Annotated in this window: 13 protein-coding genes; 5 read left to right on the top strand and 8 right to left on the bottom strand. The window is 67.9% G+C overall.

All coding sequences use genetic code 11. The features are described 5' to 3' along the window. Nucleotides 1-53 precede the first annotated feature (53 nt). The 3 genes from ABD120_RS03170 to ABD120_RS03180 are packed head-to-tail and all read right to left on the bottom strand — an operon-like array spanning nt 54 to nt 3,284. The gene (locus ABD120_RS03170; RefSeq protein ID WP_343948123.1) at nt 54-1,097 is read right to left on the bottom strand and encodes a sulfite oxidase; all 1,044 of its coding nucleotides are present in this window, start codon (nt 1,095-1,097) and stop codon (nt 54-56) included. A gap of 19 nt (nt 1,098-1,116) precedes the next feature. After that, nucleotides 1,117-1,797, bottom strand: coding sequence for a hypothetical protein (locus tag ABD120_RS03175; protein ID WP_343948124.1), 681 nt, complete (start codon nt 1,795-1,797; stop codon nt 1,117-1,119). A gap of 35 nt (nt 1,798-1,832) precedes the next feature. After that, nucleotides 1,833-3,284 carry an ankyrin repeat domain-containing protein gene (locus tag ABD120_RS03180; protein WP_343948125.1) on the bottom strand — a complete coding sequence of 484 codons (1,452 nt, stop codon included), beginning with the start codon at nt 3,282-3,284 and terminating at the stop codon, nt 1,833-1,835. 683 nt (nt 3,285-3,967) lie between these two features. On the opposite strand from ABD120_RS03180, the gene ABD120_RS03185 reads away from it, so the two are divergent. The 3 genes from ABD120_RS03185 (at nt 3,968) to ABD120_RS03195 (ending at nt 12,387) form a co-directional block, all read left to right on the top strand. Then, nucleotides 3,968-11,140, top strand: coding sequence for an RHS repeat-associated core domain-containing protein (locus ABD120_RS03185; RefSeq protein ID WP_343948126.1), 7,173 nt, complete (start codon nt 3,968-3,970; stop codon nt 11,138-11,140). After that, nucleotides 11,131-11,613: a hypothetical protein gene (locus ABD120_RS03190; protein ID WP_343948127.1), complete on the top strand. Its 483-nt coding sequence runs from the start codon at nt 11,131-11,133 to the stop codon at nt 11,611-11,613. Before ABD120_RS03185 ends, ABD120_RS03190 begins: the two co-directional genes overlap by 10 nt. Nucleotides 11,614-11,940: 327 nt before the next feature. Then, nucleotides 11,941-12,387 (top strand): hypothetical protein, encoded by a 447-nt coding sequence (locus tag ABD120_RS03195; protein ID WP_343948128.1) that lies wholly within the window; start codon nt 11,941-11,943, stop codon nt 12,385-12,387. Nucleotides 12,388-13,226: 839 nt separating this feature from the next. Here the strand turns inward: ABD120_RS03195 and ABD120_RS03200 are convergent. Both ABD120_RS03200 and ABD120_RS03205 read right to left on the bottom strand, forming a co-directional pair. Further along, nucleotides 13,227-13,787 (bottom strand): transposase, encoded by a 561-nt coding sequence (locus ABD120_RS03200; protein WP_343948129.1) that lies wholly within the window; start codon nt 13,785-13,787, stop codon nt 13,227-13,229. Nucleotides 13,788-13,796: 9 nt separating this feature from the next. Beyond that, nucleotides 13,797-14,639, bottom strand: a complete 843-nt coding sequence (locus tag ABD120_RS03205) for an IS110 family transposase (RefSeq protein WP_343948131.1) — start codon at nt 14,637-14,639, stop codon at nt 13,797-13,799. Nucleotides 14,640-15,017: 378 nt separating this feature from the next. Between ABD120_RS03205 and polX the strand changes: the two genes are divergently transcribed. Together polX and ABD120_RS03215 are read left to right on the top strand one after the other, a co-directional pair. Next, nucleotides 15,018-16,709, top strand: a complete 1,692-nt coding sequence (polX, locus tag ABD120_RS03210) for a DNA polymerase/3'-5' exonuclease PolX (protein ID WP_343948132.1) — start codon at nt 15,018-15,020, stop codon at nt 16,707-16,709. A 254-nt stretch (nt 16,710-16,963) separates the two neighbouring features. Further along, the gene (locus tag ABD120_RS03215) at nt 16,964-20,230 is read left to right on the top strand and encodes a DUF4132 domain-containing protein (RefSeq protein WP_343948133.1); all 3,267 of its coding nucleotides are present in this window, start codon (nt 16,964-16,966) and stop codon (nt 20,228-20,230) included. Nucleotides 20,231-20,272: 42 nt separating this feature from the next. On the opposite strand, the gene ABD120_RS03220 is transcribed toward ABD120_RS03215, so the two are convergent. The 3 genes from ABD120_RS03220 to ABD120_RS03230 form a co-directional block, all read right to left on the bottom strand. Beyond that, entirely contained in the window at nt 20,273-21,244 is a 972-nt protein-coding gene (locus tag ABD120_RS03220) for an aldo/keto reductase (protein ID WP_343948134.1), read from the bottom strand. Nucleotides 21,245-21,298: 54 nt separating this feature from the next. Continuing rightward, the gene (locus ABD120_RS03225; protein ID WP_343948135.1) at nt 21,299-22,324 is read right to left on the bottom strand and encodes a zinc-dependent alcohol dehydrogenase family protein; all 1,026 of its coding nucleotides are present in this window, start codon (nt 22,322-22,324) and stop codon (nt 21,299-21,301) included. Nucleotides 22,325-22,414: 90 nt separating this feature from the next. Beyond that, a complete protein-coding gene (locus ABD120_RS03230; protein WP_343948136.1) occupies nt 22,415-23,353 on the bottom strand; it encodes an alpha/beta hydrolase in 939 nt (312 codons plus the stop codon). Nucleotides 23,354-23,375: the final 22 nt, after the last annotated feature.

A 23,375-nucleotide genomic window follows, 5' to 3' on the forward strand; every position in this document is an offset into this window, starting at 1 on the left:
TGAATTCGGGTGCTTTGCGCACCTGCGCAGCTCAGCGGTCCGGTGACGGTTATCTACCCCGGAATCACGTGCACCGGATGCCGTACCACCGCGTCGAAGTGGTATCCGAACGGATGGTGCGGTGTTCGCAACGGCTGGGTCGCGCCCGTCTCATCGGTGGCCCTGGCCATGACCGTCTGCTCGCCGAGCCGCCTCGGCACCCAGGTGATGTGCCAGGGCAGCCAGGCCCCGGCCAGGCGGGAGCCCTTGTGCTCGGCCCGGTGCCAGGTCGCGCCGCCGTCGAAGCTCACCTCCACGCGGACGATGCGCCCGTTGCCCGACCACGAGCGGCCTCGGATCACCTGGCCTCTGCCGTACACCAGGGGAGCGTTCCAGGCGAGTTCGAGGGCGCTCTTCACGGGCTGTGTCGTGAGGCCCGGGTAAAACTCGGTGTTCCACGGGGTAAACAGTTGCCGGGTGGCCACCTCGATGTCGCCGAGCCACTTGATCGACGCGATCCCCACCCAGCCCGGCACCACCAGCCGGGCGGGGAATCCGTGGTCGGGCGGCAGCGTCTCGCCGTTCATCTCGTAGGCGACCAGGACGTCGGCCATGGCCTTGTCGACCGGCAGGGGGCGGCGCACGTGGCCGTGGTGCTCGAAGGGGGCGTCGAGGCCCTGCGGCAGCACATCCACGGCCGCGCGCCGGATTCCGGCCAGTTCGAGCAGGACGCGCAGGGGGACGCCGCGCCAGCGGGCGACGCCGATGCCGCCGAGGCCCCACTGGGTGCCGGGGGCGGTGCGCCCCTGCTGGCCGCCGTAGAAACGGCGGCCGTTGCCCGCGCACTCGATGGCCGTGTCGACCGTGCGCGAGGGCAGGCTCCTGAGCTGGTCGTAGCCGAACTCCGCCGGACATCGCAGGCCGTCGCCGTGCAGCCGCAGCCGCCAGGTGGCCGCGTCGACGAGGGGGGTCGCGGTGTGGTTGCGGACGAAGAAACGGTCGTTGGGTGTGTGGTAGCCCTGTCCGGCCATCGCCTCCCATCGTGTCTCCGCGCTGCCGTCGTGCGCGATGAACAGGTCCTCGGGGAGCGGCTTCACGATGGTCGCCAGTGCGTGCATGGTCACACCTCCAAAATACCTATTCCCTACCTAGAAGCTGGGTAATCTCCGTGCCATGATTGGCTCTTTCCACCAGGCGCAGGAGGCCGTCCCTGCCACCGTTGGCCGCCAGCCAGCGGCTCACCTCGCAGGCGGCTCTGCCGTACTTGCCGGGATCGGCCTTCAGCCACGCCTCCAGCGTGGCGGGCTGCGGACCGGTCGGCTCCACCAGACAGCCGCCCTCCGGCGTCAGATAGCGACGGTCGCCGGCGACGACCACGGCCAGACCCTCGTCGAACCACTGCGGCACCTCGGCCTCCAGCCGCGCGCGCAGCTCCACGTGCGACAGCTCGTGGGAGGCGATCACCACGTCGAGGCCGCGCGGCGACAACATCACCGTGCGGTTCAGCACGGCTATGCCTTTCTCCTTTCCGCCGCCGATACGGCTGTAACACTTCTCGCTCGAACAGGCCAGCACCCGGGTGGTGCCCCGGCGGCCGCCGTAGAAGTCGGCGACCCGCTTCTCGGCGGCCCTGACCAGCTCGACGATCCGGCGTTCGTCCAGGCCGGGGTCGGCGTGGACGCCGTCGGCGACCTCTCGCAGGCCGTAGCAGGACGGGCAGGTGGAGGCCGCGACCGACGGGTAGGCGAAGACGACGCCGCCGACGAGCGCGGCCAGCGCCGCCAGGACGACGGCGACGACGATTCGGGATCTGCGCATCACGCCATCCTGGCCACGCGCCCGCCCGTCGCACATCAGCCCAGGGTCTGACCCGACTTCAGGAACGCGGCCACGCGTCGCCTGCCGCCGTACTCCGCCCAGTCGAGCGGCGTCGCGTCATGGTCCTCGTCGGTGACCGACGGGTCGGCGCCCAGCTCCAGCAACGTGGCGACGGTCTCCACATCGTCGTTCCATGCGGCCAGGTGCAGCGCCGTGCTCCGTTCGCGGTGGCCGATGTCGAAGCCGAGCCCGTGCAGCAGCCGCACCGCCTCCGTCTGCCGGTGCTCGGCCGCCCTCCGCAGCAGTCCCGGATGCTCCGCCCTGGCGCGCGCGAGGATCTCCGGCCCGGCAGCCGTCGCGGCCGAGGCGTCCGCGCGCATGCACGCGGACACGAACGCCTCCAGCTCGTCCAGTGCCGCCTGCGCCCCCGCCGCCGCCAGCAGCCCGGCCACCTCGCGGTGACCGTTCAACAAAGCCAGCTCGTACGGCGTGCGCCCGCCGAAGACCGGATGCGAACCCGGGCGGTCGACCGGTGCGCCGTACGTGAGGAGCAGTTTGACCCTGCGCGGCCCGCCGCGCAGCGCGGCCGTCGCCATCTCCTCCGCCAGCAGGTCGGCGGGCGCGGGATGCTCAGGCCCCAGCCTGGCCCGCCACGGACCGCCGTCGCCCTGCCCGAGCCCGTGCTCAAGCAGCGGCTCCAGATGGGCGGTGTCGTCCGACCAGGGTCCGCCGAGACCCCGGTTGTACAGCGTCTGCGGGTCGTTGGGGTCGGCGCCGGCGCGCAGCAGCAGCCGGGCCAGCCGCGCGGCCTGCGGATGCGGCGGCTGCTCGCCCTCTCCGCCCCCGAACACGCCGGTCAGCACCGTGAACGGGGACCGCAGCCCGTCCCACAGGAACCCGGCGTCCGGGTCGGCGCCCCGCTCCAGCAGCACGCGGGCGGTCTCGACGTAGTCGCCGTGGACGGGCAGGCGCGCGTAGGCCGCGTACAGCAGCGGCTCCCACCCGAACGGCCCACCCTGCCGCCGCGCGGCCTCCGGCGCTCCGGCCAGCGCCTCGCGCAGGGCCTCCGCCGAACCGGTGGCGGCCATCGTCCAGATGTCGGCGGCGGCCAGTTCGGGGCGCGCGGCCAGCATGTCGGCGGCCCGCTTCCAATGGTCGGCGTGATCGTCGTCGCCGTAGGCCAGGCAGGCCAGGCGCAGGAACTCGTCCACGAGGTCGGCGGTCTCGCCGACCAGATGGGGCGAGCGGGAGTAGCGCTCGATCATCTCCAGGTGGCGGACCAGCCTGGGCCAGCTCGCGAACCCGTGGCGGCGGGCGACGACGAGCTGGGTGTCGGCGAGCTTGGGCGCGGCGGGCGGGCGCGGGTGGAACTCCTCGATCACCGACAACGCCTCCGGGCTGCCCTCTCTGGCCTGCCGTAGGAGTGTTTTGGCCTGGTTGCGAAGGTGTTCGGCGTTCGGGTGGTCACTCAGGGGTTGGACAGTCACGGCGGACTCCCTTCCGTGTACGCCTGGAGTCCGCATGCTCAGGCCGGAAAAGAGGTCGGGCCGTGAGGCTTCAGGTGTTCAGGCGGGCTCTGCCCTCTCCGCGGACCGGCGGCACCCTGACGTGCACCGTCAGCATACCCAGGGGGAGAGTGTGGCATACATCCACTTTCATCCTGTTTTGTGGTCTTGTCGGGTGATCGAGACCTGGATACGCTTTGCCCGTTTGATCACCATGCTGGCCGGGAGTCCACTTCCCCGCCCCCTCGGGATGTCGCCGTCGTTTTCGCGCGCCCTTTATCCGACATTCCTGTATCGCCGATTCGGCGACAGAATTGCCTGACCTTCGTAAAGTCCACGGTCACACAGAGCGATCTTCTGGTGGCGGTTTCGGATCTTGTGTCCGAAATAAAGGGAAGTTAATCTTCGGGAGTCCTGTAGCGCTCCGAGCCCGTTGGTGGAGCGGCATCAGGCGTCCTTGTGCTGCCCTTTTGTGGTTTGGAGAGTGATGGCGTATGCGCCGATTCTCGCGGCGGACTGGTTTACGGCGTTCAGCGGTCCACGTGGGAATAGTGGCGTTTATGCTTCCCGGCCTGCTGGTCCTGCCGTCGTTACCCGCCTTTTCATCGGTCGATGTCGTGAACGCGGAAGCGACGGCGCAGGGGACACCTGACACCCCGAAACAGATGAACGGCTCCGCCCGGAACGTGCCCTCGCTGGTGCCGTCGTCGGCGACCTCCGCGGGTGAAGGGAACGGCAAGCGGAAGAGGTCCGTCGTCCCCAAGGGGGCATTGCCGCCTGAGACGCGGGGGAAGGTGGGCCTGTTCACTCCCCCGAAGGCCGTCACTGCGGCATTGCCGGTGGTGACCTCGACGTCGCCGCCGAGCGGCGGAATGGTGACGTCGTTGGATCCGGTGCTGTCGGCGTCGGCGACGACGACGAGCGGGTCGGCGGACTTCGACTTCGAGGTCTGCGACAACGTGTCGTCCGATCCGTCGGTCAAGTGTGTGAGCAGCGGGTGGATATCGACCGGTGGGCTGTCGGCGCAGTGGACACCGCCCGCCGGGACGCTGAAGTGGGCGCGGCAGTACTGGTGGTCGGTGGACGTGAAGGACAGCGCGGCCGTGGGCGGGATCACCCGGTCCGGGACGCACACGTTCACCGTGGGTGGCCGGTCACAGGTGGCGATGTCGCAGATATCGACGACGGGTGTCGACGGGACCGACTTCCATCCGCTGACGGGCAACTACACGACGTCCGTCACCGATGTGGAGGTGCCGGTCGCGGGGCCGCCGCTGGGGATCCGGCGCTCCTACAACAGCTCGGATCCCCGACGGGACAGCTCGTTCGGTGCGGGCTGGTCCTCGAACCTGGACATGCGGGCGACCAAGGAGTTCACCAACCGGGCAGACGCGCCAACGTCCCTGACCGTCACCTATCCCGACGGGCGGTTGGTGCGGTTCCCCCGCAAACCGGACGGGAAGTACGTGCCGCCGCCGGGTATGTTCGCCACTCTCGCTGACGAGACCGGCGGTGGGTGGAAGCTCATGGACAAGGGTTCCACGACCTACCTGTTCGACACCCAGGGGCGGCTGACGAAGATCAGCGACCAGCGTGGCGTCCCCCAGGAGTTCGTGTACGGCGCCGACGGCAAGCTGTCGATGCTGCGCGCGGCGGGCGGCCGGACGCTGCGGTTCACCTGGAGCGGCGCCCACATCGGGACCGTGTCCACGGACCCGGTCGGCGGCAGCCCGCTCACCTGGACCTACACCTACACGGGCGACCACCTGTCGAAGGTGTGCGACCCGCAGCAGCGCTGCACCTCCTACGAATACACGGGCGGTTCGCTGTATCGGACGATGGTGGCCGACAGCGATCCCTTCGGGTACTGGCGGCTGGGCGAGGCCACGGGCACCCAGGCGAAGGACCAGGCACGTATCGCCACCAGCGGCACGTACACCGGCGCCGTCCTGGGACGTCCGGGCGCACTGACCGGCACGCCGGACACGGCGGTGGAACTGGGAGCGGGCGCGAAGGTGACGATGCCCGAGGGCATCCTGACCGCGGTGGGAGTGCAGGCGTCGCTGGAGGTGTGGTTCAAGACCACCGGCAGCGGTCCGGTGCTGTCGACCGATGGAATCCGGGGCGATCATCCACTGATCGCGGTGGATCCGGACGGCAGGCTGTCGGCGGCCTACGATCCGTTGCGCGGGCCGAGAGCGGTGAGCCCGGGACCGGTCAACGACGGCGCCTGGCACCATGCCGTGCTCACCGTGGACGGCCAATGGCAAACCCTGTACTTGGACGGGGCCGCTGTCTACGTCAGCAGCGCGTCCGAGCAGATCCAGGCCCGCCCAAAGCTGGTGCTCGGCGGAGCAGCTGGGTCGTACGACGAACTGGCGGTCTACGACTACGCGCTGCCGCACACCGATGTCGCCCGTCACCACGCGGCCGGTGCCGGCGTGGGGCACAAGCTGGCCAAACTCACACTGCCGTCGGGCCGGGTGCAGGCCAGTAACACCTACGACGCGGCCACCGACCGGCTGCTGACCCACACCGACCGACACGGCGGCACCTGGCGCCTGGATCCGCTCGTGTACACACCCGTCACCGGGCGGTCGAGTGCCAAGGTGACCGATCCGCAGAACGAGACCCTCGGCTACACGTTCGATGCCTGGCGCGCCGGTCGGCTGGTGTCCCGCACCGACCAACTCGGCAAGACCGTCGCCTACGAGTACGACACGGGTGGCTTCCCTCGGACGATCACCGACGCCAACGGCAATGTCACCGAGTACTTGAACGACAGCCGCGGAAACAGGATGGAAAGCGTCACCTGTCGGGCGGCGGGCAACTGCCAGACCACATACGTCGAGCACTACCTCAACAGGCAGGACCCGTTCGACGTCCGTAACGACCGTGTCATCCGGGTCGGCGACGCCCGCTCGGCCAGCGAGTTCGACACCACCTACTCCACCACCGCCGATTACAGCCGGTTCGGCGAGTTGATCGCACAAACCACACCTGCCACTCCCGGCTTCCCCAACGGTCGTTCCGTCCATACGTCCTACACCGACGGCACCGAGCCCGCCGTCGGCGGCGGTACGACCCCGGCCGGGCTCGCGGAGACGAAGACGGACGCGCGCGGGAGTGTGTGGACCTACCGCTACACCTCGGCTGGTGATCTGGCTGAGCAGGCGGATCCGGCGGGGCTGGTCACGAAGCTGGAGTATGACGCGCTCGGCCGGTTGACAGGTTCGACGCTGGTGTCGGCCGCGCACCCAGGCGGGGTGAAGACCGTCTTCACCTACGACCTGCTGGGGCGGTTGGTGACGCAGACCGAGCCGGGGGTGAAGAACGAGGTCTCCGGCCTCACCCACACGAAGAAGACGACGTTCGCCTACGACCCGGACGGTAACAAGCTGTCGGAGACGGTGACGGACCTGACCGGTGGTGAGGCGGCGCGCGAGACCGTGTTCACCTACGACACCCGCGGCCGGTTGGAGACGACGACCGGTCCTGAGGGCGGGGTTGTGCGGCAGGCGTGGAACACGCTCGGGCAGCTCTCCCAGCTGACGGACGCGCGCGGGACCGTGACCGAGAACGGCTACACCAAGCGCGGTGAACTGCTCAACCGCACCCTGAAGGGCTGGACCGGCAGTCCCACCGCTCCACAGCCCGCCAGGGACGTGGTCCTCGAATCGTACGGTTACGACCCGGCGGGGCGGTTGGCCACGCAGGTCGATGCGATGGGCCGGCAGACGTCGTTCACCTACTACGGCGACAACCGGCTGCACCGCAAGACCGCGACCGCCGCCAAGCTGAACGGCGCCACCACGCCGCGTGATGTGGTGTTGGAGGAGCACACCTACGACGCGGCCGGTAACCGGACCAAGCTGGTCGCCGGTGGCGGCAGCGCCACGACCGAGTACGTGTACGACGCGGCCGGGCTGGCGACGTCGCAGGTGTTCGATCCGGCCGGCCTGAAGCGGAAGACGGCCTTCGCCCACGACGCCAACGGCAACGTCCTCAAGCAGACGCACACCGGTACCGGGGCCAGGATGGAGGCGCGGGAGTTCACCTACAACAAGGCGAACCAGGTGCTGAAGGAGACCGTCGAGAACGGCGCCGACGACCTGGTCTCCACCCTCGCCTACGACGACCGGGGCCTGGTCGTGGCCAGCACCGACCCGCGCGGCAACGCGGCAGGCGCCACCCCGGCGGACTTCACCACCTCGATGCGCTACGACGCCCTGGGACGGCTGGTCGAGGCGACGGGCCCGATGGTGAAGGTGGACAAGGCAGGCGCTTCCGCCGACGCCCGCCCGGTGGCGCGCCTCGGCTACGACACGATGGGCGCGACCACGCACAAGACCGATGCCGAGGGCCGTACTCTCACTTCGGTCTTCGACCGGGCCGGACGCCTCACCAGCCTGAAAGCCCCCGCGTACACGCCGCCCGGCGGCACCCCGGTCACGCCGACCACCGTGCACGCCTACGACGCGGCCGGGCAACTGGTGCGTACCACCGACCCGCGCGGGAACATCACCGGCTTCGACTACGACCAACTCGGCCGCCAAGTACGGGTTTCTGACCCGGCGCCGCAGGGCCAGCCGTCCGGGCAAACCGTCGTGGAGTACGACCTGGCCGGAGAGAAACTCGCCACCGTCGACCCGACCGGCGCCCGGACGGAGGCGACCTACGACGACCTCGGCCGGATGATCACCGCCACCCAGATCGAACGCAAACCCAGCACGGCCGCGCACACCACGACGATGGAGTACAACGACGCCGGCGCGCTCACCAAGCAGACCGCACCCGGCAACCGCACCACGATCATGGCCGTGAACGCCGCCGGCGAGATCGACACGCAGACCGACCCCGCCAGCAACAAGACTCTGCACGCCTACGACCTGGCCGGACGCCTCACCAAGACGACCGACCCCGAGGGCAACGCCACCACCGTCGAGTACGACCTGGCCGGACGACAGACCAAAGCCCAAGACCTGAACACGGCAGGCGCGGTGGTCCGTACCGCGACGACCGGCTACGACGCGGTCGGCAACCCGACCAGCGCGACCTCACCCGAGGGGCACGTCACCCGGCAGACCTACGACGCGCTCAACCGGCTCACCACCAGGGTGGAGCCGGTGTCGGCGACCGAGTCCATCACGACCGGGTTCGGCTACGACGCCACCGGCGCCCGCACCCGCCTCACCGACGGGCGCGGCAACGCCACCTGGACCACCTACAACACCCTCGGCCTGCTGGAATCGGTCACCGAACCCGCCACCACAGCCCACCCGAACCCGGCCGACCGCACCTGGACCAGCGTCTACGACCCCGGCGGCAACCCCGTCACCTCCCTGCTGCCCGGCGGAGTGCGGATCGACCGCGTCTTCGACCACCTCGGCCGCCTCACCAAGGAAACCGGCGCAGGCGGCGGCGCCGCCACCGCCGAACGCACCATCGGCTACGACCTGGCCGGACGCGCCACCGCCCTCGGCGACCTGACCGTCGACTACAACGACCGCGGCCTGCCCCTGACGGTCAAACGCGGCACCGCCCAGCAGACCGGCTACACCTACGACGCCCTCGGCAACCCCACCCAGCGCGTCGACGCCGCCGGAACGGCCGCCTTCACCTGGGACACCGCCGGCCGCCTCGCCACCGCGACCGACCCCGTCACCGACCGGACGTTGACCTACGGCTACGACAAGGCCAGCCGCTTGACCAGCCTGACCGGCAAAACCTCTGCGGGGGCGGCGGCGGACGCGCAGACGTTCACCTACGACGCCGTCGACCGCCTCGACTCCCACACCCTCAAAAACGCGACGGGCACCCAACTCGCGAAGATCACCTACGGGTGGGACAAAGACGACAACCTCACCACCAAAACCACCGCAGGCCTGGCCGGAGCCGGCACCAACACCTACACCTACGACCACGCCGGCCGCCTCACCTCCTGGACCGCCCCCACAGGCACCCGCACCGACTACGGCTGGGACGCCTCCGGCAACCGCGTCAAAGCCGGGTCGAAGACCTTCACCTACGACCAACGCAACCGCCTCACCACCGGCGACGGCACCGACTACACCTACACCCCGCGCGGCACCCTGGCCACCGAAACCAAGAACGGCCAAACCACCAACCTCACGTTCGACGCCTTCGACCGCCTGATCGCCGACGGCGACAGCCTGTACAGCTACGACGCCCTCAACCGCGTCACCACCCGAACCAGAGGCACCGCCAAACAGACCTTCGCCTACTCCGGCCTCGGCAACGACCTCGCCGCCATCACCGACACCACCACCGGCGCGACCCTGAACAAGTACGGACGCGACGTCGCCGGCGGCATCCTCAGCCTCCAGGAAGGCAACACCCCCGCCACCACAGCGCTCAGCGACCTGCACGGCGACCTCGTCGCCACCTTCACCACCACCGGCATCCAGACCTCCACCGCCTACGACCCCTTCGGCACCCCCACAGCCCAGACCGGTGCCAAGTCCAGCCTGGGCTACCAGGGCGAGTACACCGACCCGGACACCGGCAAAGTCAACATGCACGCCCGCTGGTACCAGCCCGGGACGGGAGCGTTCACCAGCCGCGACACCGCCACCCTCAACCCCAGCCCCTCGGTCCAAGCCAACCGCTACACCTACGCCAACGCCTCCCCCTTGACCGGTATCGACCCCACCGGCCACGCCACCGCCTCCACCGGCCTCACCGGCGGAAACCTCTACACAGGCAGCGGCTACGGCTATTCCTTCAGCGGCGCGGGCATCGTGCTCACCGGAGTACCGGAGAGCCTGACCGGCCTCATCGGCGGCGGACTCGGAGGCGGCGAAGGCGCAATCGGCTGCGCCGGTCCAGCGACAAATCTGTGCGGTGCTGCTGATTTTAGCGCACTCGCTGAAGCTGACCCTGAGTGGTACTTCGAGAACTTTGTTAAGTACCGATTGCCGTCCTTCGACGACGCCGAAGCTAGGCGGATCGGTGTGATGCCAAACGGGATGCCTGCGCCACCGGGATTCTACAAGCTTTCTGCCAGGCAGCGTGCGGAATTCTCCGATTTCGCTTCGATGATGAACTTTCTCAACCCTTCGATTAGTCTGGAGCAGTTGATAGGTGGGGTTGCGCCCAGCGGGGGAGCGATTGGTGATTCTTCATCGAAGGGATCTTATTATGAGCGCTACAAGAACCTGCTGCCGTACTGGAGGGATATTCAGAAGGCCGCCAAGAAGCATAAGGTGAGTAAATATGCACTTACCGCTGTATTGATTTGGGAGACTGCGAACGCAGGAGAGGGTGTCGGTAGGGGTGGCGCCTTTCTTGCATTCATGTGGGAGTCGACCAAGGGGCGTCATCGCGCCTGGGGAGCGTCAATCGGTATAGCGCAGATGGAGATCTACAAGGGTACCCTTATGCTCATCAAGCACGAAGGGCGTAAGTGGGCTAGAACGGAAATGCGTTACATAATCAAGGAGATGTTAAAGCCCGCCAGGGCCATCGATCTCGCTGCGGCTTGGCTGGCTCATCTCAAGCAGAATATCAGGATAAACGGACGCCCCATCGACGATTTCGAGGCTGCATACGCATACTGTGGATGTTCAGGAGTGGTTACATGGGATGGTAGGAAGTTCTATTATCCGGTTCCTCGCTATGAGAAGTTTGCGGCTTGGTTGTCCTATCATAAGAGCAATGATCCTGGTAAAAGGAATCCGCTGCAGGGTGGAAATGCGGCCGAAGCGGATCGTCGCGCGAGGGAGTTGGATGCGATGACTAATATTGGCGGGAATGACGGCGTGGTCTGGGAGTTCTGGTCCTGTGTCGAGGAGCGTGACAAGAGGGCATGTGGCTGAAAACATTGTTAGTGGGAGGTGCGGTGGCGCTTTCCCTTCTTGGGTTGGCTGTCCTTGTATGGCGCGGAGATTTGCTGGTATCGCCTGACGAGAAAGTAGATTCGGCTGCACTTCAAACGGTGCGACAGATTGGCGCAGTGCAAGCAGAGGACAGTATTGAATCTGATTATGACGTTAGGTGGGCAGAAGGGTTCGAAATCATAAACACCTTCGTTGTCGACGTTGGTGAGGCGAAAACGGGAGCGGCAATCGGTAAAGCTGCTTCCCGCTTGCGTGGACATGGTTGGGTGCTCTATTCGCAGGATCCGACGGCAGTGATGATGAAGTCTGCCAAATGGAGTGCGGTCTTGGACATCATCCCGTTCGACCCTGAGGCACTTCGGTATCATCCGAAGATTAGAGCTACGCTACAGGCGAGGATGAAATCTATGGGGTCGCCGGTCATCATCAGTGTGAGCGTTGATCGGAGTTAACGCCGTTGCGGATAGCCTTGTGTGCGACAGTCATATCTTTGGGTTGTTCTGGATTGAGCGCCATCCTGATTCCGGCTCCTGTCTGTGAGTTATGTTGAGACATCTCGGCTTGAATGGAGGATGTGGGGTCTGATCTACTGCTGAAGAATTTGACCCGTAAGGATCGGAGTGTGAGTGATTGGCGGATCATTAGAACGCTGATGATAGACTCTGCTTACACGATTTGGGCGGTGGCGGACTCGTACTGGAGGTGCGTCGCAGTCAAGCCGCAATGCGACCCTCGAGCGCCAGATCCGGTGATCAAATAGAACCCAAAGGTGATGTTTCATGAGAATGAAGATACTCGGATGCATCGCAGTTGCTTTTCTTGTGGTGGCAGTGATTGGCCATGGGATCTTCGGTCTTGGCTGGCTGGAGTCGCAGGCGTTAAAAGTCGACGCGGCTGCACTTCAGTCGATTCGGGCATCTGGAAATGTGGTGGCAGAAGCCGAAGCCAGCTTTGCGGAGTCTGACTCAATGATTGTCACACACTATCTTGTCTTCGATTCGGCGGTCGATCGCCACGATCTTGAGGTGTCGCAGGTGGCGGCAGCGCTAGAGGTCAATGGGTGGAAAGTGGTGGCTAGACTGCCGTCTCTAAGTGTGCAGTTAGAGGCCGAAAGATGGGGCATGAAGCTTCTTACTCTTGAGCGACTAGATCCGGCGGATCCGGTACTGGATGAGAAAGTAAGGAGCAGGATCTCGGAAGCGATTGTGGGGATCCGGAACGACTAATTATTGCCCGTTTATGATGAACCGACGTCTGAAGTCTGCTGTCTGGGTGGGTTCTATCGGGAGGTAGATGCGCTCGGTTCGGTGACTCCGATTGTCTACTTCTGGTATGAAGGAGTCGAGCTGAGGTGATCTCGATGGGTATTGACGAGTTCTGGAATCTTATCGAAGACACCGATGAGTGGGAGCTAAATCTAGAGGAGGGGGTCAGCTGGCTGGGATAGCGTTTTGGGTAGATATCTACGCAAGGAATGGTTGCTTTAAAGTTCTGATGCGCACTTGTCGTGAAAAGGTAAATACCCATCAAACGCTAGGGGCTTTAGCTCGATTTCGGTACGGCATCCAGTATGAAGTATCAGATTCAGGCGTGGGGATTGGGAGACCCGGATGAGCCCACTGTGTCGGAGGCGCTCCGCAAGGCTCGGAAGATAACGCCTTCGGAGTCTATGGTGATCGTTGAGCTACATTCCTAGCTCTCCGGTCTGTGACACGGAGACACTTGTTGTGCCGTGGGACCTGATTGCCGAAGATCGTGCTACGGCGCAAGATCGGTGGCCGGGAGTAGAGACCGGCGCCGTCGAGACGACGGTGACGGTGAACTCCATCCTGCATGTCCTGTACACCTCGTCAGCCGAGGTTGTGTCGGTGATCCGTACCAGGGCGAGAGGGAAGCTGACAGCGACACAAGGTGTCCCGCGCCTGGTTGGGCCGGACACAGCCAGACTGAGTTCCTAACCGACGTCAACCCGATCAAGGGCTGATGGATCTGGGCATGCGCAACTGCCGTCGGGACTCAGTGGTCCCGGCGTTGGTGCTGGTCGCGGTGAGCGGCGGGTTCCCGGTCAGGCCACCTTGCGCCAGGTAGCCTTGACGGTGGACGGGCCGACTTCCGGAGCGTCGTCGGGCGACTCCTGACCGCGTCGGCTCGTCCCCTGCTTCAATCGCTTGCTGGCTCGTCTGGGCCGGTTCTTGGCGCGGTCGGTGTCGGTGACGGCGTACTGCTCGGCGCAGATGGCCCGGCCCTGCTCGACGGTGATCGGCGTGCTGTCCAGGTCCCGGAGCTGGTAGGGGGTGCGCGAGCGCCAGCAGGCGGCCAGCCGGGTGACCAGCGTGGCGGCCAGGGTGCAGACGGCGGAGTTGTGGTGTTTGCCCTCGGTCACCACCAGCCGCTGGTATCGGGCGGCCAGGGTGGGGTCGAGTTCGCGGGCGCGATCGGCCGCGCCGAACAAGGCCTCGCGCAGGGCTGGATCACCGGCCTTGGTGGGCGGTCCGTGCCGGGAACTGGTGCCCGATTCGTCCAGACTGGGGGTCAGGCCGGTGAGAGCGCGCACCCCGGCCAGGTTGTCGAAGCGGTCGGGGTTGCCCAGCGCGCCGAGCACGACGGCGGCGGAAATAGTGGCCATGCCGGGACCCTACGCGATGATCTGCTCGGGGTCGGCTTCCTCGTAGAGGACCCCGATCCGCGAGTCCAGGGCCTTGATCTCCTCGCCGAGTTGCAGGGCCAGCCGAGCCTCCCCGGCCAGATCCTCGGCCACTTCGGCGAAGTCCAGGCCACCGGCCGCCCACAGGGCCTGAGTGACCTCGGCTGCCTGCAGGATCGCCTCGGCCCGATCCTGTCGCCACTGGCCGCGGCCGGCCCGGATCAACAGGGCGGTCAGCCGCTTGTGGCCCAGCCGCTTCAGAGCGCGGGGGTCGGCGCCGGTGCGCTCCAGCACGGTCAGGGCAGCCTTGGAGAAGTCGCCATCACCCAGCGCGGCGGCCCACTGCGGGCCGTAGATCTCCAGCAGCGCGTCGATGCGCCGACCGGTGGCGGTGCGGCGTTTGACCGGCGAGCGGCGCCGGCGGGTGGCCCGCCGCAACGGGTCGGCCGGGCCGAGTTCACCCTCACCGGACAGGCGCAGCCCTTCGGGGTGCGGCAGCGGGATGCGGGCCAGGATCCGGGCGTCCAGCCGGTCGTTCTTGGTGTGCTTGTGGTAGTACTTGCGCAGGTCGGAAGACTGCTCCGGGGTGACCATGGCGATCTGGGCGCCTTTGGCGGCGAACCAGGCGGCCAGCGGAATCCAGGCGTTGCGGGTGGGTTCCATCACCACCAGCGCCTCGTCGGCGTCGGCGGGCAGCTGGGCCCACAGCCGTTCCAGATCATCGATGGTGGTGCGGAACTCGCGGCCGGGGAAGACGAACTCCCCGGCCTCGTTCGCGCAGGCGGCCCGGTGCGCGGCCCGGCAGGCCACGTCGATGCCCAGCCGTACTTTCACAGGACATTCCCCTCGGTGGTGCTGATGGTGCGGTTCGGGGAGCCTTCCACGCACGCGCTCGCGGTAGGGGCGGGGCATGTCCGCAGAGTGATCGAGTGCCAGGCCTGACATTCGGTAGCAGCGGTCCATCACGCGACCTCGACCGCGAGAGCCGAGGGGATGGCCGCGAGTTCCCCAACAGGGATGCACATGCGCCGGGCAGATCCGTCCAGCCGGACGATCAGAAATCAGGAGTCTCTGACCCGAAGGTCAGAGCTGCCAGTCGGTGAACAAGCCGTGCTGGAAGGACCCGCCCGACACTCTACGAAACCGCCAAGCATGCCTTGGTCAGCTCCATGAGCAAGGCTAAATGTCGGTGGCACCTCCTAAGCTGGGCCCATGGCACGGGCAAACGAGCAGGCTGCGGCCGCCCTTCAGGAGTACTCAGAGCTGTTCGCGCTGACCGGGGGCGACGCCTTCCGCGTGCGCAGCTATCAGAAGGCGGCCAAGGCGATCGCGGGGTTCGCCGAGGACATCTCGCAGGTCGACGTCCGCAAGGTGCCGGGGGTGGGCGAGGCGATCGCGTTGAAGATGGAGGAGTTCCTGCAGCGCGGTAGTTTCCGGCAGCTCGACGCGCTGCGCGAGCGGGTGCCCGACGGGGTGCGCAGGTTGACGAAGGTGCCCACGCTCGGCCCCAAGACGGCGATCATGCTGTTCGAGGACTTCGGTATCGACTCGCCGTCGGCGTTGTCGGAGGCCATCGCCGCCGGGCGGCTCGACGGGGTCAAGGGGCTCGGCGCCAAGACGCTCGCCAATCTGGCCAAGGGCGTCGAGCAGTTGGAGCAGGCGAGCCGCCGCGTGCACATCGGGGTGGCGATGTCGCTGGCCGAGCAGGTCATCGCGTCCCTTGCGGGCCAGGCGGAGCGCATCGCCTACGCGGGCTCGCTGCGCCGGATGAAGGACACGATCGGCGACATCGACGTCCTCGCGGTCGCTCCCGTGGAGATCATGGAGACGTTCAAGGCGCAGCCGTACGTCGAAGAGATCGTCGCGGCGGGCGACAAGAAGACCTCGGTCCGCACCAAGACGGGTGTTCAGGTCGATCTGCGGGTGGTCCCGGCCGAGTCGTGGGGTGCTGCGATGCAGTACTTCACCGGATCCAAGGAACACAACGTCGCGATCCGCGAGATAGCGGTGAAGAAGGGCTGGAAGCTGTCGGAATACGGCCTGTTCGAGGGTGAGCGGGTGATCGCGGCCGCGTCGGAGGAGGAGATCTACGCCGCGCTCGGCATGCAGTACGTTCCGCCGCCGCTGCGTGAGGGCGACGGCGAGGTGCAACTCGCGCTCAGGAACGCGCTGCCGAGGCTGGTCGAGCTGGGCGATCTGCGCGGCGACCTGCACACGCACACCGACCTGACCGACGGCATCGCCTCGCTGGAGGAGATGGTGGCGGCGGCGCACGCGCTCGGCTACGCCTACTACGCGATCACCGATCACGCGCCCGACCTGACGATGCAGCGCATGACGCTGGACAAGGCACTGGAGCAGCGCGGACGCATCCGCGAGCTGCAGGAGAAATATCCGGACATGCGGCTGCTGCACGGCACCGAACTCAACATCGGCCCCGACGGCTCGGTCGACTGGCCCGCTGAGATCCTGCGTGAGTTCGACGTGTGCGTGGCGTCGGTCCACTCGCACTTCTCCCAGACGCGTGAGGAGATGACGGCGCGGTTCGTCGCGGCGTGCGAGAACCCGTATGTCGACATCATCGGACATCCGACCACCCGCAAGATCGGCAAACGGGCGCCGGTGGACGCCGACTGGGACACCGTCTTCAAGGCGGCGGCGCGCACAGGCACGGCGATGGAGATCGACTCCTTCCCCGACCGCTCCGACCTGCCGTCCGAACTGGTGCGGATGGCGCGCCACCACGGGGTGCGGTTCGCGATCGACAGCGACTCGCACGCGGTGCCGCACCTTCGCAACCAGCGCTTCGGCGTCGGCATCGCCCAGCGCGCCGGGCTGACGCCCGACGACGTGATCACGACGTGGCCGCTGGAGGACCTCCTGTCCTTCATCCGCCCTGAGTGAGTCGAGGGCTTCCCGCCGTGGTGGGGCGGCCGTTCCGCCCGCCACCCTCCATTACGGCAAAGCCACCCCACCCACCACCCGCCCCACCAGGCTGACGACCCTCCAGGGTGACGCTCCCCGCCTTCACCCCACCCCACCGCAACGGCGCCCCTCCCGATCCGACGTCGAGGGAATCGGTGTCAGAACCGTGCCCTTCCCCTGGTGAAGGGTCGGTCACGATCTTTTGTCAGTCGATGGCGTTATCGTGCTCGTCCATGTCTGAGAACACGCTCACGATTCCCGAGTTCTGGCGGCGGGCTCTGTATCCCCGGCGCGGAGGCGTCCCCGTGCCGTCCGCCCCGATCGATCCGGGCGCTCCCGAAGTCGCGCGGGCGACTCTGGCCGGTCTGCGGGACGACATCGATCGGCTGCTCGACTCCGAGGAGAACGAGCCCGGATTACTCCGAGCCGCCCGTGCGCAGCTCGCGGGCTCGGAGAACCCCAAAGGCGCTGCCGTTCTCGCGGTCATCGCCGTCGACGGGAACGCCGACGCTCGGGTGTTCGCGGACGCGTGGGTCGCCGAGCACGGGCTGGCCTTCGCCGCTGCGGCGGCCGCAGAGACCGCCCGCGCGCGGATCAATTCCAGACGTCGCTCACGGCGGCATCTTGAGTCGATCAGGAGCGAACGCCTCAACGGGATCTGGAACCCCGATGATCCGTGCTTCGACGAGGTCGCACCACGAATCCGTGCGCTCGTCGCGGCAGCCGATGACGCCGAGTACCGGAGGGTGGTCGCGTCCGTGTCGGAATGCCGCGAAGATCTGACGGGCCGGATGGCGACGGCGTTCCTCGTGCCCTCGGAGACCGGCTGGGTGGACGAACTCTGCGACGAACTGCCCGACGAGCTCAATTGGTGGCTGTTGCGCAGGGTGCTGTGCTCCCTCGGCTCGGCGGACCAGGTCGCGCGGTTCCGTGCACGTGAGCGACGCTATGACTGGCTGGATGGCGCCGCCCTGTACACGGCGGCCGACGGGCTCGGCCCGGCTCTGGTTCCCGTGCTGGACGACATTCTCATGATCACCGGCGACGGGGGTCGCGTTCTGGAAGTCTTGGCCGCTTTGCCGTCGGACGAGGCACTGGATTGCCTGGTCCGGCGGCTGGACAGGAACGATGTGCACGCGGCCGTCGTCGATGTCGCGCAGCGGTTCCCTGAGCGCGCACGCCGCGTCCTCGGCGAGGCGGTGCGTTCCGGCGAAGCCGAGATCTCGCGTTACGCGGCCCGTCTGCTGGGCGGCGAGGCCGCGAGCGAAGCCGGGTGGATTCCCGAGGCCGTGCCGGAGGACCTGCCGTCCGTGTTGGTCGATCCGCCGTGGACGAAGGCGCTCCCGGACCGGACTCCCGTCGTCGTCAAGGGTGTCAAGGCCCCGGCCGGGTGCGTAGTCGCGTGGGAGCCGGGCGAACGCGAACAGTGGGCCGCTCCTCCGGCTGATGAGAACCTCGACTGGGACAGGGAGATCGGGCTCTTCCGGGACCGGCGGCTGTCTCCCGAACGACAGTGGAAGCTGTTCCTGTCCGGCCCGGAGGAACGCGTCCGTCCCCTGCTCGCCTGGTGGCGGCCGAGCCTGCTCGCACCCGACCCGGCACGCCTGAAGCCGGTGCTGGCGCGCTTCACCCAGGACGCCGTCCCGGCCGCACTCGACCTGGCCGAGTGGCAGCCGGCGGGGTCCGCAGAGCTGCTGCTGCCGTTCTGCGACGGCGAGGTCGCCACGCTGATGGCCGCCTGGCGGCTGCGGCGGCCGGCGCTGCGGTCCGTCGCGGAACTCTGGTTCGCGCGGCATGCGGCGGCCGCGTCCCGCGCGCTGGTGCCCGCCGCTCTGGCCGGAGGCAAGAAGGTCGCCGAGCGCCGCGCCCGTCGCGAGGCTGAGACGGCGTTGCTCCACCTGGCCGCGCACGGACACGCCGCCGAAGTACTGGCGGCGGCGAGGGAACTCGGGGGCCGTCCCTCGGACGCGATCGAGGCGCTGGTCTCGCTCGACCCCTTGGTGGCCGCCCTTCCCGCAGAGATCCCCGCGGCCCCGGGATGGCTCGACCCGTATCTGCTCCCGCAGGTGCTGATGCGTGACGGGCGGGCGCTTCGCGGCGCGGCCGTCGCCCACCTGATCACGCTTCTCACCGTGTCCGAACTGGACGACGTCCACCCCGGCGTCGAGACGGTTCGGGAGGTCTGCGACCCCGACTCTCTGGCCGGACTGGCATGGGAGATCTTCCAGCAGTCCGGGTTGCGCGGCTGGAGCGGTGGTGTGGGCGACAAGGGGTGGGTGCTGGCCGCGCTCGGCCTGTTCGGCAACGACACGACCGTCCGCGACCTGGCTGCGGTGGTCCGCGCCTGGCCGGGCATGAACAGCCACCACCTGGCCGTCGCGGGCCTCGACGTCCTGCTCGCGATCGGCACCGACACCGCGCTGATCCAGCTCAACGGCATCGCCGAACGGATCAAGTACAAGGGACTCAAGGGTCAGGCCCGCGAACGCATCGCCGTGCTCGCCGCCGACCGTGGCCTGTCCGGCGAGCAGCTCTCCGATCGTCTCATCCCCGACCTGGGCTTGGACGCCGACGGCACCCTCACCCTCGACTACGGACCGCGACGCTTCACGGTCGGGTTCGACGAGCAGCTCAAACCCTACGTCCTCGACCAGGACGGCAAGCGCCGGGCCGGCCTCCCCAAGCCGGGCGCGCGCGACGACGCGGAGCTGGCCCCGGCCGCGCACCAGCGGTTCGCCACGCTGAAGAAGGAGGTGAGGACGGTCGCGGCGGGCCGGATCGAGCGCCTGGAACGGGCGATGGTCGCCGGGCGGCGCTGGACGGCGGACGAGTTCAGGGGGCTGATCGTCGGGCACCCGCTGGTCGGGCACATCGCTCGACGACTGCTCTGGACGACCGTGGACGGCCGTACGTTCCGCGTGGCCGAGGACGGCACGCCCGCCGGCCTCGACGATGCCGAGAAGCACCTCGCCGACACCGACTCCGTCATGATCGTGCACCCGCTGAACATCGCCTCGGACGCGCTCGCGGCATGGCGCGACGTCTTCGCCGACCACGGGATCGGCCAGCCGTTCCTCCAACTCGGCCGTCCGGTCCACGCCCTGACGGACGCCGAACGGGCTGTGGCCGACCTCGACCGGTTCCGCGACGCCGCCGTCCTGGCCGGGACGGTGCTGGGCATGGAGCGACGCGCCTGGGACCGTGGCGAGCCGCAGGACAACGGCCTCATCTTCTGGATCTCGCGCCGTCTGCCCGGCGCCCGGACGGTCGTGGTCACCGTTGAACCGGGCATCTCGGTCGTCGCTCCGGCCGACTGGCCGGACCAGAGGATCGGGTCCGTCCGGATCGTCCGAGGTCACACCCACGCCCCGGGCCGGCCCGCCGGTCCGAGCACCGCGACCTTCGCCGACCTCGACAGGGTGAGCGCCTCAGAACTCCTGACCGACCTCCTCCACCTGACCTCGGCTGTTCAGCCGGTGGTTCGTTCCGAAGACCGATGACCGACGAAGGTGCTGAGCGCGTAAGGAACGTCCCGGGTGGGGTCAGCTTCTCACTTCGCGAGGCCGGTACGCCTCCGTGAGCGTGGTCAGCTCCTTGTCGGACAGTTCCACGTCCACCGCCGCGACCGCGTCGTCGATGTGACGGTCCTTCGTCGCCCCCACGATCGGCGCCGTCACGGTCGGCTGGTGCAGCAGCCAGGCCATCGCGATCTGGGCCGCCGGAAGCTGCCGCTCCGCCGCGACCGCCGCCACGTCGTCCAGGATGCTCTGGTCGTTGTCGGCGTCGTAGAGGAAGTCGATGCGTCCGCCGTCCGACGTCTGCCGGGTGGTCGTCGCGGCCGAGCCCGCGCGGGCGAGCACGCCGCGCGCCAGCGGGCTCCACGGGATCACGCCGACGCCCTGGTCCTCGCAGAGGGGCAGCATCTCGCGCTCCTCCTCGCGGTACAGCAGGTTGTAGTGCGGCTGCATCGACACGAACCTGGTCCAGCCGTTCACCTCGGCGACGTGCTGGGCCTTGGCGAACTGCCAGGCCGCCATGGAGGAGGCGCCGAGGTAGCGGGCCTTGCCCGAGGCGACCACGTCGTGGAGGGCCCGCATCGTCTCCTCGATCGGGGTCTCGGAGTCCCAACGGTGGATCTGGTACAGGTCCACGTAATCCGTGCCGAGTCGGCGGAGGGAGTCGTCGATCGCCGCCATGATGTGCTTGCGGGACAGGCCACGGTCGTTGCGGCCGGGGCCCATGGGGAAGTACACCTTGGTGGCGAGCACGTAGTCCTCGCGGCGGGGGTGGATGCGGCGGAGCAGGTTGCCGGTGACGGTCTCGCTGGCACCGGCGCTGTAGAGGTCGGCGGTGTCATAGAAGTTGATGCCCGCGTCGGCGGCGCGCCGGACGATGGGTTCGGCCTGCTCCTCGGTGAGGGCCCACTCCTGTTTGGCGGGGTCGCCGTAGCTCATCATGCCCAGGCAGATGCGGGAAACGTGCAAACCGGTATTGCCAAGTCGCGCATATTTCATAGGAATCAGCTTAGGTGTGTGCGGTTGACGGCGGATCGGACCCGGAACCCCCTGTCAGGGGACGATCATGGTGACGCCGGGAACCGAGCCGATGGAGGCCAATGCCTTGCCGACGTCCGGCAGACCGATCGTGCGGGTCACCAACTGGTCCGGGTGGAGCACGCCCGCCCTGATCAGTTCCATCATCCGAGGGTAGGAGTGGGCGGCCATCCCATGACTGCCCAGCAGTCGCAGCTCGTGCGCGATCACCCGCCCCATGGGCACCGGCGTCGCCCCGCCCGGCAGCAGACCGACCTGTACATGGCGCCCCCGTCGCCGTAGCGACTCGACGGAGGCCGCGCACGTGTCCGGATCGCCGAGCGCGTCGAGCGACAGATGCGCCCCACCCCGGGTCAGCTCACGCACCTGAGCGGCGGCATCCCCGGCGGAAGCGTTGACGAAGTGGGTGGCACCGGCGCGTTCGGCCAGGTGGAGGGCGTCGGTGCTGACGTCGACGGCTACCACCCGGGCCCCGGCAGCGGTGGCGATCATGATGGCGGACAGGCCGACGCCGCCGCAGCCGTGCACGGCCACCCATTCGCCGGGCCGTACGTCACCGACCTGGGTGACGGCCCGGAACGAGGTGGCGAACCGGCAGCCGAGCGCGGCAGCGGTCGTGTACTCCATGTCCTCGGGCACGGCGATGAGGTTGACGTCGGCATGGTCGATGGCCACGAACTCGGCGAAAGACCCCCAGTGGGTGAAGCCCGGCTGCGTCTGCCGCTCACACACCTGCTGCTCGCCCGCCGCGCACGCCGCGCAGGACCCACAGGCGCAGATGAACGGTACGGTCACCCGCGCCCCCTCCCCCCAGCCGCGCACCAGCGACCCGGTGGCCACGACCTGCCCGCCGAGTTCGTGGCCGGGCACGTGGGGCAGGACGGTGATGTCGGGGTCGTGGCCACGCCAGCCGTGCCAGTCGCTCCGGCAGAGCCCGGTCGCCTCGACCTTGATCACGACGCCGGTGGGCGACGGGGCCGGGTCGGGCAGTTCTCGCACATCGAGTTCGCCGCCGAAGACGTCAAACGCTACCGCTCTCATCTGCTGAGCTTAGGGTCATCTCCCGCAATTCGCGCAAGGCCCGCCGCAAGCCGGAACCCCCGTTTGTCCTGAGCTGCACCGGAACCGGGTTCAGCCCCGTGCGAGCCGGTCGAGGATGTCGGTGATCTGGCGGCCCGCTTTCCCGACGGGGACGTGCGACGTGGCCACCGTCTTCACGTCGAACGCGTTGCCCGGAGTCGCCTCGTCGGCCTCCCTGATCATCCGGTTCTGCAGGTCGAGAGGGATGCACCGGTCCTGGGAGTGCCGGATGTAGGTGCGCGGCACCTGCCCCCACCTGTCCGGATCGCCCCGTCCGTCGGCCGACGGCACCGTCAGCGTCTCATCGGGCAGCAGCGTGTTGAGCAGCGCCAGCAACTCCCCGTCGCTGGCCCCGGCCATCAGCGCCGCCTTGGCCGCCCGCAGGAACACCGGGTCGTTGGAGCGCCAGTTGGTGCGCGTGGCCTTGATCACGCGCGGATCGGCGATCATGCCCTTGACCAGCTCTGGCAGCAGGCTCGTCTGCGCCTCGGGCGTGGACAGGTAGTCGGCCGCGCTGCGCAGCCCGGTGCAGCAGAAGGCCGACCCGTAGACCAGTCGGTCGATCAGGCGAGGCACCTCGTCGGCGACCTTGGTGATGGTGATCCCGCCCATGCTGCCGCCGACCAGGATCACCGGCCCGTGGTCGGCGACCCGGCGGACCACCCGTACGGTGGCCTCGACGTAGTCGTCGAGCGTGAGCGCCGACACCGGGGACGGCAGCGTGGCGAGCGTCGTGAGGTCCTGCGGCGCCTGGTAGGCGAGGTGGAACTGCTCGGCCGGATCGTGTCCGGGCAGGCTGACGCCGACGGTGCGATGCCCGCGCAACGCCAGTTCGGAGTCGCCTGACGCGGGCCCGTTGGCGCCGCTCACGAAGACGAACGTGGTCACTTCGTTCCCCTTACGTTTCGGTTCGCGGACCCAGGCCGACGTGGTCAGCGCCCCTGCCCCGGCGGCCGAGGCGAGTTGCAGCAGCTGTCTTCTGGAGGTCATGCCGTCAGGATGCGGCAGGGTG

Source organism: Nonomuraea longicatena (genome assembly GCF_039525605.1).
In the GTDB taxonomy this organism is placed as follows: Bacteria; Actinomycetota; Actinomycetes; order Streptosporangiales; family Streptosporangiaceae; genus Nonomuraea; species Nonomuraea longicatena.